General features: G+C 62.1%; 12 protein-coding genes. 7 read left to right on the top strand and 5 right to left on the bottom strand.

Annotated features, from left to right (window positions below; all coding sequences use genetic code 11):
- The first annotated feature begins 46 nt into the window (after positions 1-46).
- From M2281_RS22620 to M2281_RS22645, 6 genes are all read left to right on the top strand, one after another.
- A complete protein-coding gene (locus M2281_RS22620; RefSeq protein ID WP_280823438.1) occupies positions 47-2,416 on the top strand; it encodes a DUF1989 domain-containing protein in 2,370 nt (789 codons plus the stop codon).
- Between the two features lie 558 nt (positions 2,417-2,974).
- Positions 2,975-4,690, top strand: a complete 1,716-nt coding sequence (locus tag M2281_RS22625; RefSeq protein ID WP_280823439.1) for an APC family permease — start codon at positions 2,975-2,977, stop codon at positions 4,688-4,690.
- A 269-nt stretch (positions 4,691-4,959) separates the two neighbouring features.
- On the top strand, positions 4,960-6,093 hold the full coding sequence (locus M2281_RS22630) for an aminomethyltransferase family protein (RefSeq protein ID WP_280823440.1): 1,134 nt from the start codon (positions 4,960-4,962) through the stop codon (positions 6,091-6,093).
- 7 nt (positions 6,094-6,100) lie between these two features.
- On the top strand, positions 6,101-6,700 hold the full coding sequence (locus M2281_RS22635; protein WP_280823441.1) for a dimethylamine monooxygenase subunit DmmA family protein: 600 nt from the start codon (positions 6,101-6,103) through the stop codon (positions 6,698-6,700).
- Entirely contained in the window at positions 6,697-7,662 is a 966-nt protein-coding gene (locus M2281_RS22640; protein WP_280823442.1) for a PDR/VanB family oxidoreductase, read from the top strand. The genes M2281_RS22635 and M2281_RS22640 overlap by 4 nt, the downstream gene beginning before the upstream one ends.
- 111 nt (positions 7,663-7,773) lie before the next feature.
- Positions 7,774-8,814, top strand: coding sequence for a heme-dependent oxidative N-demethylase family protein (locus M2281_RS22645; protein ID WP_280823443.1), 1,041 nt, complete (start codon positions 7,774-7,776; stop codon positions 8,812-8,814).
- A 217-nt stretch (positions 8,815-9,031) separates the two neighbouring features.
- Here the strand turns inward: M2281_RS22645 and M2281_RS22650 are convergent, their stop codons facing one another.
- Genes M2281_RS22650 through M2281_RS22670 form a run of 5 tightly spaced genes read right to left on the bottom strand, consistent with a single transcriptional unit; the run spans position 9,032 to position 12,657 of the window.
- Positions 9,032-9,532, bottom strand: a complete 501-nt coding sequence (locus M2281_RS22650; RefSeq protein WP_280823444.1) for a 4-vinyl reductase — start codon at positions 9,530-9,532, stop codon at positions 9,032-9,034.
- Positions 9,529-10,287: an HpcH/HpaI aldolase family protein gene (locus tag M2281_RS22655; RefSeq protein WP_280823445.1), complete on the bottom strand. Its 759-nt coding sequence runs from the start codon at positions 10,285-10,287 to the stop codon at positions 9,529-9,531. Before M2281_RS22655 ends, M2281_RS22650 begins: the two co-directional genes overlap by 4 nt.
- An 11-nt stretch (positions 10,288-10,298) precedes the next feature.
- On the bottom strand, positions 10,299-10,802 hold the full coding sequence (locus tag M2281_RS22660) for a flavin reductase family protein (protein WP_280823446.1): 504 nt from the start codon (positions 10,800-10,802) through the stop codon (positions 10,299-10,301).
- Between the two features lie 38 nt (positions 10,803-10,840).
- Positions 10,841-11,935, bottom strand: a complete 1,095-nt coding sequence (locus tag M2281_RS22665; RefSeq protein ID WP_280823559.1) for an LLM class flavin-dependent oxidoreductase — start codon at positions 11,933-11,935, stop codon at positions 10,841-10,843.
- Entirely contained in the window at positions 11,935-12,657 is a 723-nt protein-coding gene (locus M2281_RS22670; protein WP_280823447.1) for a GntR family transcriptional regulator, read from the bottom strand. Before M2281_RS22670 ends, M2281_RS22665 begins: the two co-directional genes overlap by 1 nt.
- A gap of 285 nt (positions 12,658-12,942) precedes the next feature.
- Between M2281_RS22670 and M2281_RS22675 the strand changes: the two genes are divergently transcribed.
- Positions 12,943-14,157: a pyridoxal phosphate-dependent aminotransferase gene (locus M2281_RS22675; protein WP_280823448.1), complete on the top strand. Its 1,215-nt coding sequence runs from the start codon at positions 12,943-12,945 to the stop codon at positions 14,155-14,157.
- The last annotated feature ends 57 nt before the right edge of the window (positions 14,158-14,214 follow it).

Below are 14,214 nucleotides of genomic sequence, written 5' to 3' on the forward strand. Positions count from 1 at the left end.
AATTGAAATTTCTTTACGGCTAAGAAACTCCGATCAGGAGGTCGTGATGCCAGATGCCGCCTATCCCACCGTCGTGAAGGGCGCTCCCCGCCCGAGCGTCATTCGGACGCCCGGACTGCTGGCCCTGCCGGAGGGCATGGAGCGCTACCAAGTGCCTGGTGCCGGCGCCATCTTCATCAGCATCGAGGCGGGCGACACCGTTACCATTCGCGACATCGAAGGAGGTCAGGCTTGCGAACTCGTCGCTGCCGATGCTTCCGGCAGAACGGATGCGAGCATCATCGACACAAGGGCCAATGCCGACGCCACCGGCCTCAAAGCATTGCTTTTGCAGGAGAATGAAAGCCTCAGCACCTTCCGCAAGGGGCTGGAGCGACGTCAGATCAACGTCGCCCAGGCCGAAGCCGTGCGCCTCTTCGGCAGTACCAGCGCGCCGGGCACGGAGCAGACCTTCACCGTCACCCGCGACGGCAGCCTCGTGGTGGCCGCGCCCGGCGGGCCCATGGCTGTGGACGGTCATGACACCGCCACCCCGCTGCTGGTGTTGGTGCAACGCGCACGCATCCGACCGGTCGGCAAATCCGAGCTGCCAGAACCGCTGGCCGACCCCGTTTTGGATCTGCGTGTGAAATCGGCAACCGCACGCTCCTACTTCGTCAAGGCCGGCGACTTCATCCAGATCATCGATGTCGACGGGCGCCAATGCACCGACTTCCAGTGCTTTTCGGCACGCAAGCTCGACAAAGGCAAGGACCACCCGCTCGACGTCACCACCACGCGCACGCTGATGGGCGCCAGCTATCCGATGCCCGGCCTGCATTCGAGGTATTATGATCAGGATTTCGAGCCGCTCGTCGAAGTGATTCAGGACACCTGCGGTCGCCACGACGCCTTCGCGTTGGCCTGCGCTGCCAAATATTACGACGACATCGGCTATCCTGGGCACATCAATTGCTCGGAGAACTTCAACAACGCGCTTGCTGACACGGGCGTCAACCCACGCGCAGGCTGGATGGCGGTCAACTTCTTCTTCAACACCGGCATCGACACCCATGGCGTGATGTTCTCGGATGAGCCGTGGTCGCGGCCTGGCGACTACGTGCTGCTACGCGCGCTGACTGACATCGTCTGCGTCTCCTCCGCCTGCCCCGACGACACCTCGCCGGCCAATGGCTGGAGTCCCACCGACATTCATGTGCGTACCTATTCGGGCGCGCAGAAGTTCTCCCGCGCCGTTGCCACACGAACGACCCCGGATGCCGAGCCCAAGATGACCCGTGAAACCGCCTTTCATTCCAGCTTCGCCAAGCACACCCGCGACTTCGTCGAATATCGCGGCTATTGGCTGGCCAACTCCTTCGCCAAGGAAGGCCCGCTCGCGGAATACTGGGCCTGCCGCGAGAAGGCGGTGGTCATGGATCTGTCGCCCCTTCGCAAATTTGAAGTCACCGGCCCGGATTCGGAAGCACTGCTGCAGTACACGCTGACCCGCGACGTCAAAAAGCTCGGAGTCGGCCAGGTCGTCTACACTGCCATGTGCTACGAGCATGGCGGCATGATCGACGACGGTACGCTGTTACGGCTCGGCAAGGACAATTTCCGCTGGATCGGCGGCGACGACTACAGCGGCATTTGGCTGCGCGAGACAGCAGAAAAGCTCGGCCTGAAGGTGCTGGTACGCTCATCGACCGACCAGATGCACAACATCGCCGTGCAGGGACCGAAAAGCCGCGATATCCTCAAGGAGATCATCTGGACCTCGCCAACCCAGCCTTCCATTACCGAACTCGAATGGTTCCGATTCGCGGTCGCTCGCATCGGCGACTCGCAGGGCGCGCCGATCGTCGTGTCGCGCACCGGCTATACCGGCGAACTCGGTTACGAGATCTGGTGCCATCCGCGCGATGCCGAGAAGGTGTTCGACGCCCTATGGGAGGCCGGCCAGCCCCATGGTCTCAAGCCGATGGGGCTGCAGGCGCTGGACATGGTGCGTATCGAGGCAGGGCTTATCTTTGCCGGCTACGATTTCTCCGACCAGACCGACCCGTTCGAGGCCGGCATCGGCTTCACGGTACCCCTGAAGACAAAGACCGACGATTTTATCGGCCGCGACGCCCTGATCCGCCGCAAGGAGCACCCATCGCGCAAGCTGGTTGGACTCGACATCGATGCCAACGTCGCCGTCGGCCACGGCGATTGCGTGCATGTCGGCCGCGCCCAGATCGGCGAGATCACCTCGTCCATGCGCTCGCCGGTGCTAGGCAAGAACATTGCTCTGGCGCGGCTCGACGTTGCCCATGCCGACATCGGCACCGCGGTAGAAATCGGCAAGCTCGACGGCCAGCAAAAGCGTCTGACCGCCCGCGTAGTGCCCTTCGCTCACTACGATCCCCAGAAGACACGGCCGCGTTCTTGACGCGACCAAACAGGCTGGCGAACGGCGGGTTTGCTTTATCCAGAGCCGGCGGCTCTCGCCGGCGCCCTGATGATCAGGGCCATACTGACGCTACGCTGTCGGCGCCCACCGAGTGGCGCAACTACACCAGTTCTCCGTGGCCCCTCCGTACTCGAAGGGGCATGGTTTTGCGCCATGACCGGTCAGCGTGAATTCGCTGCTGGTGCTGGTTGCGGCGGTGGTCTTCAGTCTCACCAACCGCCGATACCGCATCTGATACCGCTTCTTGTTCCAAGTGCCGCCGCGCCGCCAGCGCCTGAGAAACCGCGCTGGATGGTTCGATAGCGGCCGTCGCCCGTGGAACATGTGCAGTGCCCGCAAATGCACGGCCTTGCGACGCCTTTCGGCAGAGAATGTGTCCCTGGCGCGCACAAACAGCTTGACGCAACGGCACTCTATGCCATCCTTTACTGGTGGGAAACAAATAAGACCGTGTGGAAAATACGGGTTCGACCTTCGCAGAGCTGAGGATCGGCAGCGAGGGTCATAGGGACAAAAAACAATGGGAGAACTTTCGAGATGAGTTCTACAGTCAGCGGGGTAGCGCCCGCAGCCGAAGGGCAATTGCACCGCACCATCGATTGGCGCGGCGCCTTCTGGGTAGCCAGCGGCGTGCCCGCGCTTGTTCTATTTTCGATCGGCGGCATCGCCGGAACCACCGGTACGCTGGCCTTCGTGATCTGGATGACCTCCGTCACGCTCGGCCTGATCCAGTCCTTCACCTATGCCGAGATCGCCGGTCTCTTCCCCAGCAAGTCGGGCGGTGCCTCGGTCTATGGCGCTACCGCGTGGCTGCGCTACTCGAAGTTCATCGCCCCCCTGTCAGTGTGGTGCAACTGGCTGGCCTGGACCCCTGTGCTGTCGCTCGGCTGCTCCATCGCAGCGGCCTACATCCTGAACGCCCTAGCTCCGATCCCCGGCTTCTCCGACGCGTCGCCGGAAGTCGTCGCGTGGCTGGCCGACCCGGCCAACGCCGGCAAGACGGCGGCCGACGCCATCGCGGCGCTGACTACGGCAGCCACGCCAGCCATCCGTGAATGGACGCTCTACAGTGGCACACTTGGGCCGGTCAGCTTCTCGCTCAATTCGGTGTTCTGGATCGGCGTCGTCCTGATGCTGGTCACCTTCTCCATCCAGCATCGCGGCATCCTCGGCACCGCCAGCGTGCAGAAATATGTCGGCCTAATCGTCATCGTGCCTATGCTTATCGTAGGTGTCGTGCCGATCATTACCGGCCAGATCAACTGGGACAACTACTCGCCCTTGGTGCCGTTGGCAGAGGCCTATGCGGCGGAGCCGGGGAGTTGGAACATTTCCGGCTGGACGCTGGTGTTCGGGGGCCTGTTCATCGCCGCCTGGTCGGCCTATGCCTTCGAGACCTCGATCTGCTTCACCAGCGAATTCCGCAACCCCGGCCGCGACACGGTGCGGGCGATCCTCTATTCGGGCCTGCTGTGCCTGCTGCTCTATACGCTTGTGCCATTCACCTTCCAGGGCGTGCTCGGCATCAACGGCATGCTTGCCGAACCGATTGTCGACGGCTCCGGCGTGGGCGCGGCAATGGCACGCATGGTGGGCGGCTCAGGCTTCATCACCGCCATCATGATGATGCTGATGATCTGTGCCCTGATGCTGGCGATCATGACCGCCATGGCGGGCTCGTCGCGCACCCTCTATCAGGGCGGCGTCGACGGCTGGCTGCCGCGCTACCTGGCTCACGTCAACGGTCACGGCGCGCCTACCTCGGCCATGTGGACCGATCTGGTCTTCAACCTGTTCCTGCTGGCGATCGCCGCGGCCGACGCCACCAGCTACTTCTTCATTTTGGCCGTGTCGAATTGCGGCTACATCATCTTCAACTTCCTGAACCTCAATTCGGGCTGGATCCACCGCATCGATAACGGCCATATTCATCGGCCGTGGAAAGCGCCGACCATTCTCATCGCCATTGGCGGCATGCTCTCCTACGTCAACGCCATGTTCATGGGCGCCGGTGCCAAGGTGTGGAATCCGTGGGCGCTCTGGGCTGGCCTCATCGCCGCCTCGCTGATCATTCCCGTGTTCTGCTATCGCCACTACATCCAGGACGGCGGCAAGTTCCCCGAGAACATGCTGGACGATCTCGGCATCAGGCAGGAGGACCTCAAGAACCGAAAGGCGGGCATCCTGCCCTATCTGACGCTGGCAGCTGGACTGACCGTGGTGCTGTTGGCGAATTGGTTCTTTGTCATCTGACAACACAGTCGCCGACGGAACGAAGGCCGGCCGCAAGGCCGGCCTTTTTCGGCAGGCGTAGCACTTCCCTCAACTCGCTTCCGCGTCGACTCGCGTCCTCTCCCTTTTGAGGGTCCCGGCCCTGCGAAGGTTGCCTAGTAATAATATTTTTTGCACTACAGTATTGCACGTTTGGATTTTTGAGTCAGTATCGCTGTCGATCCACTTCGCGGCGTTTTGCCTTTCAGGCGAGACGAAGAAGAACATTTTTGAAATGGGAGGATGGAGTAGTGACGGTATCTTGGAGATTCTCGACCTTGGCGGATCGCCATCGCGCCCTTGGTTCCAAGCTGGAAGATTGGAGCGGCATGGGCACGGCTTGGACCTATGAAAAGGACGCCAACGAGGAGTACATCGCAATCCGTACCAAGGCCGGGTTGATGGACGTGTCCGGTCTTAAGAAGGTGCATGTTAACGGCCCACACGCCTCCCACCTGCTCGATCTCGCCACCACCCGCGACGTCGAGAAGATCTATCCCGGCAAGTCGGCCTATGCCTGCATGCTCAACGAGGCCGGCAAGTTCACCGATGACTGCATCCTCTATCGCATGGGGCCGAATTCCTGGATGGTGGTGCACGGCTCAGGCACCGGCCACGAAGAACTTACGCGCGCCGCGATGGGCCGCGACGTCTCGATCCGGTTCGACGACAATCTCCACGACCTGTCGCTGCAGGGGCCGGTGGCGGTGGACTTCCTGGCCAAGCACGTGCCAGGCATCCGCGATCTCAATTACTTCCACCACATGCAGACGCGTCTGTTCGGCTTCCCGGTCATGATCTCGCGCACAGGCTACACCGGCGAGCGCGGCTACGAGATCTTCTGCCGAGGGCAGGATGCACCGGTTATCTGGGACGCGATCCTTGAAGACGGTGCGGACTTGGGCATCATTCCGACCCGCTTCACCACGCTCGACATGCTGCGCGTTGAAAGCTACCTGCTGTTCTATCCTTACGATAACTCGCAAAAATACCCGTTCGAGAATGAAGGTCCAGGCGACACGCTGTGGGAACTCGGTCTCGACTTCACCGTGAGCCCAGGCAAGACCGGCTTCCGCGGTGCTGAGGAGCACTACCGGCTGAGGGGCAAGGAGCGCTTCAAGATCTTCGGCGTTCTGCTGGAAGGCGAGCAGCCGGCCGACGAGGGTGCGCCGGTCTATCGCGACGGCAAGAAGGTGGGCGTGGTCACCTGCGCGATGTATTCGCCGCTGGTGAAGAAGTCGATGGGTATCGCCCGCCTCGACGTCGATTGCGCGGTGCAGGGCACGCCGCTCGAAATCCACAATCAGAACGGCAAGATCATGGCTGTCGCCCACACGTTGCCATTCGACGACCCGAAAAAGCTGAAGCGCACCGCGAAGGGTTGATGCGGGCATGACGGCCAATTCCATCCTCAGCCGGCCGGTCTACGGAACCCTGTCACCACAGCCCGGTCGGAACCATCTCTTCGTCGCCGACGCCGAAGGCGCGGCGGCGATCCTCGACATGGCAAAGGCCGCACCCAAAGGGTTCTTCGCCGATGCCCACATCATATTCGTTCCGGGCGACACCGGGGCGCACTATGTCGAAGCGCTGAAGTCGCTGCAGGCGGCGCGCTTCTACGAAGGCCCCTCCACGGCCGCCGCCCTGCCAAGGCTGCGCCAGACGCTGGCTACAGCACATATGGGCCTTCGTATTTACCTAGCCGGCACCGAAGGGCTGATCGGCCTAGCCATGCAGGCCGCGATGGAGGCCGGCTTCGACCATGCTTCGATCCAGACTGAGCATCGCGGCTCTCTGGCACGCCGGATTCAATGCGTGCACTGCAAGGGGATCACCGAGAACGTGACTACGCAGCCGGCCACCTGCTCGCATTGCGGTCTGGTTCTGCTGGTACGGGATCACTATTCGCGTCGCCTGGCCGCCTTCCAGGGCGTCTGCATCAACGCGGAGGACCCGACTGAAATCCCTCAGGCAGAGGAGATTTTCCGTTGAGCGCCGGAACAAGCAAGATCGACGTCACCGTTACCGATGTCGTCACGGTCAACGAGTTGGTCAAGCGCTTCCACTTCCGGCGCGCCGACGGCCAGCTTCTGCCGACCTTCTCCGGCGGCGCCCATATCGTCGTCGAAATGCGCGACGACGACCGAACCCGCCTCAACCCCTACTCGCTGATGAGTTCGCCGCTGGACACGCGCGACTACACGATCAGCGTCCGGCGAGACGATACCGGCCGAGGCGGCTCGCTGTTCATGCACCAGCGGGTGAAGCCGGGCATGGGCATGGTTATCAGCAGCCCGGTCAACCTGTTCTCGCTCGATCTCAGGGCCCGGAAGCACCTGATGATCGCCGGGGGCATCGGCATCACACCCTTCATGGCCCAGACCTCGCAGCTTTCAGGCGATGGGAGCAACTTCGAGCTCCACTACACCTGCCGCACGGAGGCGCTAGGTACCTATGCCGATGTGCTGAGGGCGCGCTACGGCCGGCGAATCCATCTCTATCGCGACGACCAAGGCGAGAGGCTGCCGCTGGAGCAGCTGCTCGCCTCGCAGCCGCTCGGCACACATCTCTACATCTGCGGCCCTGCCGGCATGATCGACTGGGTGCGTCGCACGGCGGCCGAGGCTGGCTGGCCAGACGATACGGTGCATTTCGAACATTTCGCGGCCCCACAACCCGGTAAGCCCTTCGATGTCACGCTCGCTCTCAGCGGCAAGCAGATCCATGTCGGCGAACAGCAGAGCCTGCTCGAGGCGATCGAAGCTGCTGGCATCGATCCGCCCTATCTGTGCCGCGGCGGCGTTTGCGGGCAATGCGAAACCAAGGTCATTTCCTATGACGGCAAGTTTTTGCACAACGACCACTGGCTCTCGGAGGAGGAGCATCGTTCCGGCTGCAAGATCATGCCATGCGTTTCGCGCTTCGATGGCAAATCGCTCGTTCTGGAGCGATAGCTATCATCTTTGCGTGTGAGTGTGGTCTTCAGCGCGGCTCGCGCCGGACCGAAGTTCGCACCACATTGCAGTTCCATCGGAATGACCCCGGTCCACGGTAGGGAGGAGATCATGGGAATCAATTTCAGAAAGGAAACGTTTCGGGACGATTTCAGCTTCCGGAATAGCCCCGAGCAGATCCGGCGGTTCCCCTTTCCCTTCCACGAAGACGGCTACATGTATGCGGTCAATATCGAGCCGCATACGCCGGGCCCCAAGAACACCGTCTTCGAGCACCTGATCGACGTCGACGAGCACTATGTCTCCGAGATGGAGGACCGGGCCCAGGTTCTGGCCGAGGACCCGCTGCGCTGCCAGTCGCTGCCGCACATGACGCTCGCGGGCTGGGACCTGCTCGAGCTGCTCATGATCCAGAAGGCGGAGAGCTATCCGGAGCACTTCTCGCTCACCCGCGACGGCGACAAATGGCACTGGGTCAACCGGCCGCTCGGAATCGACGACCACTTCACCTTCGGCGATGTCTCAACGCTGCCCTATGGGCCGATGGAATACATCACGCGCCAGAGCCAGGGCGATTTCTGTGTCCTCGACCAGCGCGACGGCAATCTGTGGATGGATGCCGGCATCGTGACCACACAGGCCGACTGGTCGCTAGACTTCGACATCGGCATGAACTTCTTCGAATGGCATGCGCCAGTGCCATTGGCGCACGAGATGGGCATCTTCAACCGTGCGCTGAAGTTCCTCACCAACATCCAGCAGGGGCAGCCGGCGAGACGCTTCAACTGGACGATGACGATCAATCCGCGCCTCGACACGAGCCCCGAGAACTACCACAAATGGGGTGTGGACCGGACGACGGTGACGCCTGATAATGTCGGCCAGAAGGTACATTTGCGCGTCGAGCTGCAGAGCTTCTGGCGGCTGCCGCGCTCCAACGCGCTGGTGTTTCCGATCCGCTGCTACCTGATCAAGATGGACGAGCTCGTGACTTCGCCAAAATGGGCGCGCCGCTTCCATCGCGTGCTGCGCGACCTGCCGAACGAGCTCGCCGAATACAAGGGTCTCACGCGCTATCGGCAGACCGTCGTCGAATGGCTCTCACAATATGACGACGGCGCGCCGACCTCGTCCGGCTTCGGGCCCGACTGACAAGATGTTAGGGAGTTAACCTGTTGCAATCCCGGCGATTGAGCAGGACCGACGCCAACAGGTGGGCGTGGGTGCTGCTCGATCATGGTCATGACCTCGCCGTGCGTGTACACGGGCGACACAGCGTTTCAACCAACGCAAGCTTAGCGTGACTTGCTGTCCACCAAGCGGTTCTTCAGAAAAGCGCCGCTAGCACGTCATAGACGGCCCACAGCAATCAGAGATCTGCTTCAAACATGCAGCTTGGCGCACCGCAGGCCACGCAGGCGGCCTCCTTGGCGACAATATCGTCGCGGCCGAGCGCGGCACGGGCAACGGCAGTCGCCATGCCGGATATGGCGTGGCAGACCGGATGCGGGGACACGCCGTAGCCCGTGGCAAACGGACTGTTCCTCACCTTCAGTTCGAGCCTCGTCTTGCTGCGGTTAAATTCCCAGTTCCCCCATCCAAGATCCGGCGCGGTTGCGGCAACGGTCGCTAGAAGTGCTGTGGGATCACCGCCACCATGGGCGCGATAGGCCCTCGCGCTGTCGCCGCCCATTTCGATGACCGAGGCCTTCAAAGCGTCGAGTGCCTTTAGGCGGCTGCCCTCATCGAGGCGCTGGAAGAGCCCCATTAGCGCCTCGGGACGCATGAGCATGTAGCGTCGGCTCTCGTCGCTGATTTCGCCGTTGGCGCTGTCAAAGGCGATGCGCTCGCGAAAGGGGGTCGCGGTCATGAAACCTCCTGGAAGCTCTTGGTGGCGTCGGCAAAGACATCCTTGATGGCACTGAGGTCGTTGGCGAGCACGACAAGCTGATAGCCTTCGTCCCGCCGCTCGGCTGCTTTTTTGCTGCTCGGGGTAAAGATGCCGCAAGCGATGCCGACCTGCTGGCATGCCGCCTTCACGCTGCGGCAGGCTTCGTTAACGTCTCGCGCCGCACCCTGGATCGCGGCGCAGGAAATGCTGAGGTCACCCGAGCCAATGAGTATGAAGTCGAGCCCTGGGGTCGCGGCAATGGCTTCGGCGTTATCGACGCCCTTGGTGGTCTCGATCATGATGCCGATGGCAATCGACCCGGCCTTTTGCAGATATGTGTCGAATCCCATGGAAAGCGGCCGTACCCCGCCGCCGGAGCGATGGCCGTGCGGAGGAAACCGCCCAGCGGCGACTGCGGCGGCGGCTTGCTCCGCCGTTTCGACCATCGGGACCAGGACACCGTCTATACCTGTATCGAGGGCCGAGCCGATCGCCAGCGCCGAGTTTTCCGCAACGCGCGCAAGCACAGGGACTGTTCTGGCCGACACGCCCACCGCCATCTCGAATGTGCTGCGGTCCCACAGGCCGTGTTGCAGGTCGATGACCACTGCGTCGGCGCCGGAATGAGCGGCTATTTCCGCTATCGGGGCGTGACCCAGCGACAGCCAGATCAGGCCGATTGTTTCGCCGGCGATCAGCCGGGTCTTCAGTCGGCCGGAGAGCAACTCGGACATCTGAGTTTCCTTTACCTGTTGCATGCCGTTGCAAAGCGGCCGTCCGCATAGACGAGCGGCTCGCGACCTTCGCGATCGAGCGTGACGGCCAGAACCAACCCGATGACAATCAGGTGCGAGGAACGGGCGATGACTTCGCCGACTGAACATTCGAACACGGCCCGCGCGCCTATCAGTATGGGCGCCCCGCTTTCGCCCCGCGCCCAGGAACCGGCGGAAAACCGCGCGACGCCCTTGGCGGTCGTCATCCCGCCGAAGGCACGGGCAACATGCTCCTGATCGGTTGCCGGCAAGTTGATGGAAAGCGGACTTCCCTCGCGAATGGCCGCCGCCATGGAGCTTTTCTGATTGATGCAGACGAGCAGCGACGGCGGATCGGCGCTGAACGAGCAGACGGCGGTTGCCGTCAAACCGCAGCAGCCGTGATCCGGATCTTCCGTGGCCAGGATCGCTACAGCGCCGGCAAGTGCGCGCATGCCTTGCTTGAAGCCGCGCGGATCGACCGTGCGGGGCATCTGAACATCTCTCGGCGCTGCAGCGACGATCGCCGACATCAATTCACCCTGAGCCCGGCCTGGCGCATCAGCGGCAGCACCCGGTCGCAGAAGAAGGGCAGCTCGTAGGTGCTGTTGACGAAGCTGAGGGCTGCACCCGCATAGCCTTGCTCCATGATGCGGATCAGGTCGTCGACGATCTTCTCCGGTGTGCCGACCAGCGGATAGGTGCCGGCGCCGCCGGCGAAACGCTGCCGGTATTCCAAAAACGCCTTTTCGTCATGCGAGTGGGCGAATTCCTTTTTCTTGCTCATATGCTCGTCGACGGCACCGTGATCCGCCTGTTCGAGTGCATAGTGACGATAATAGTCGTCGGCCTCCTTCTGCGTCTCGCGGCAGACGACATGGCAGACGGTGTAGACGCCAACGTCGCGGCCGACGTCAGCCGAGCGGTTGCGGATATCGACGACATGCGCATTGCCATCCTCGATCTCGGAGAAGGTCGAGAACAGGAAGTCGCAGTGGCGGGCGGCGAAGTTGCGGCCAGGGGCCCCGAAAGCCGCGTTCATGGTCACCGGTCGCGGCGCCTGGAGGCTGGCGGGTTTGCTCACCACGCCCTTCAGGTCGTAGAATTCGCCGCCGAAATCGAAAGGCTCTTTCGAAGTGTAGGCGCGCTCGATGATTGTGATCCATTCCTCGGCCTGATCGTAGGTGCGATCGCCGACCGTCTGGCCAAACATCGCAAACTCGTCCGGGTTCCAGCCGCAGACGATGTTGAGGCCGGCCCGACCGCCGGAAATATGATCGACCGTCGCCAGGGCCTTGGCAGCCTGCAGCGGATGCACGAGCGGCACATGAACGGTCATGAACAGTGCAATGTCGTTCGTTGCGACCGCCAGACCCGCGGCCCAGGTGAAGGTTTCGAACGACCATTCGCGCGCCCGCGTCACGCCGCCGAAGCCGCGCCACCGGGCAATCGGCAGCAGGAACTCCATGCCGGCGCTGTCTGCGATGCGCGCCGCATGGAGGTTGTCATCCCAGCGCGCGCGCCAACGTTCCGATACGGTTGTCATCGCAAGGCCGCCGTCGGCGTTCATGGAGAAGACGCCCAGCTTAAACTTGTTGGGGCCCTTGAGCGGGTGAGGTCTCATCATCATTGCGCGCGTCCCTGGCTGGTGGCTGACCGGCTTTCCTCTGAAGCGGATGCTTCCATCGCTTTCGTCAGTGCTACGAAACGTTCTTCCGCAGTTTCGATGAAACGGGTCATGTGATCGAATGCGGCCATGGAGTCGCGCCGCGTGAAGGCTTCATGCAATTTGCGCATGCCGGCGACGACAACGGCTTGGGTCGGCAAATGCGTCAGCGTTCCCAAGCGTACAACCTGCACGTGGTCGGCAAAGCGCGAGATGGCAGAGGCGAGCCGGTCATTCCTGACGGCTTCCAGCCAGCAACTGCGAAAGCGCACATTGGCCTGGAAAAGCAATTCGGCGTCGCCTGTGGCCGCGGCCTTTTCGGCGTCATCCAGCGCCGAGGCCAGGCGCGCCATCCCGTCCGCGTCGATGTCGCGCGCTGCATGTGCCGCAGCGCGCGGTTCGAGGCAGCGGCGAACCTCGAAAATATTGGCGACATCGTTGGCCGTCAGGCGTGGCAACATGAAGCCGCGCGTTGTGCCGACGAGATAGCCTTCATGGGTCAGTTGCAGGAGAGCCTCGCGAACCGGCATGCGGGAGACGCCAAGCTGGCTCGCAATATCGACGTCGACCAGCTTTTCATCCTGTCCCAGCGAGCCGCGATGGATGCGGTCACGGATTTCCTCATAGATCCGGGCTCGCAGGCTGCCATTGCCCCCAGGGCGTGAACCCGCTCGCGACATCATCACTCCTCGCCTTAATCAGTATACTATTTTATCGAGGATGAAATCTCAAACTACCTGCCGAAGGCAATTGGCGACCGAAAAACACCCGTCCGTGGAGTATTCAGGCAATCTACGGTGAGTTCAAGCGCCGTAATGCGAAAATATTCCAGCTTGAACAGTATACTGTTATGTGGTTGTCTTTCGAAAAGTCTGCCCCGTGAGAGAGGCGCGGGCGGAAAAGTGCACTTGTCGTGTATCGGCAGCATCGCGCCGGTCCGCGCGGCTCTGGGAGGGGCTCCGACTGTCATGAATCTGAGCAGCGCGCGAGATTCCACCTATCCAGCGAACTTCCGGGCACGTACGCCGCTCAAAGGCATCCGAGCGCAAATTCAGGATCTGCGGACCGAGAATATCGCCCAGCTCGCCATCCAGGCACAGAAACTCGGGGACGTCATTCCGCTCTGGTACGGCGAGGGCGATATGGTGACCCCTGCCTTCATCCGCGACGCGGCCAAGGCCTCGCTGGACGCTGGAAGCACATTCTATGTGCCCAATATGCGCGGCTTGGGCGCGCTCAACGAGGCGCTATCGGTCTATCAGACGAGGCTTCATCGGCGGCAGATTTCCATCGAACGCACGACTGTGGCGCCGGGCGGCATGCAGGCCCTTTTTCTTGGGCTGGAAATGCTCGTCGATGTGGGCACCAACGTTGTCTATGTCGAGCCGCAATGGCCCAATATCCACAATGCCATCCATCTCGTTGGCGGCGAGCCCCGTCCGGTCGCCCTGAAGTTCGACGACGATTGGCGGCTTGACCTCGATGAGCTCTTCGCGTGTTGCGACGCGCGCACCCGAGCGATCTTCCTGTCGACGCCGTCCAATCCGACCGGGTGGACCGCAAGCCGCGATGAGCTTCAGGCCTTGCTGGAATTCAGCCGCCGTACCGGGATCTGGATCATTTCCGACGAGGTCTACGGCCGGCTCTATTTCGATGGCGAGGTTGCGCCATCGGTGCTGCAGATCGCAGAAGACGATGACCGCGTCCTGTCTGTGAATAGTTTCTCCAAGGCCTGGGCCATGACCGGCTGGCGCATCGGCTGGCTGTCGCACCCGGTCGGCGTCGCCGATCAGCTCGCCGCCATGACGCAATATATGAACAGCGGCACGGCAGCCTTTGTGCAGGCCGGCGCCACGACAGCCCTTAAAGAAGGCGAGCCACTGGTCGCCGAAATCCGGAACCGGACCAAGACGGGGCTCGACCTTGCCTATGACGCCCTTGCCGGGATTGCTGGCATCGTACTTCCGGCCAAGCCGAAAGGCGGCATGTACGCCTTTTTCGCGTTGGAAGGAGAGTCGGATTCCAAGACCGCTTGCGCGAAAGTCCTTGAAGCGGCCCGTGTCGGCCTCGCGCCCGGCTATCTGTTCGGCGACGCGTCGCGCGCTTTCCTGCGCATGTGCGTGATGCGCGACGCCAAGGAGATCCAGACAGCACTCGACCGCATGGTCGCAGCGCTCGGATGACGGAGGGCCCCTGTCACATCGGGCTCGCAAGAAACAAAACCGCGGCCAACGAGGCCG

The sequence above is a fragment of the Pseudaminobacter soli (ex Li et al. 2025) genome (assembly GCF_029892515.1).
In the GTDB taxonomy this organism is placed as follows: Bacteria; Pseudomonadota; Alphaproteobacteria; order Rhizobiales; family Rhizobiaceae; genus Pseudaminobacter; species Pseudaminobacter soli_A.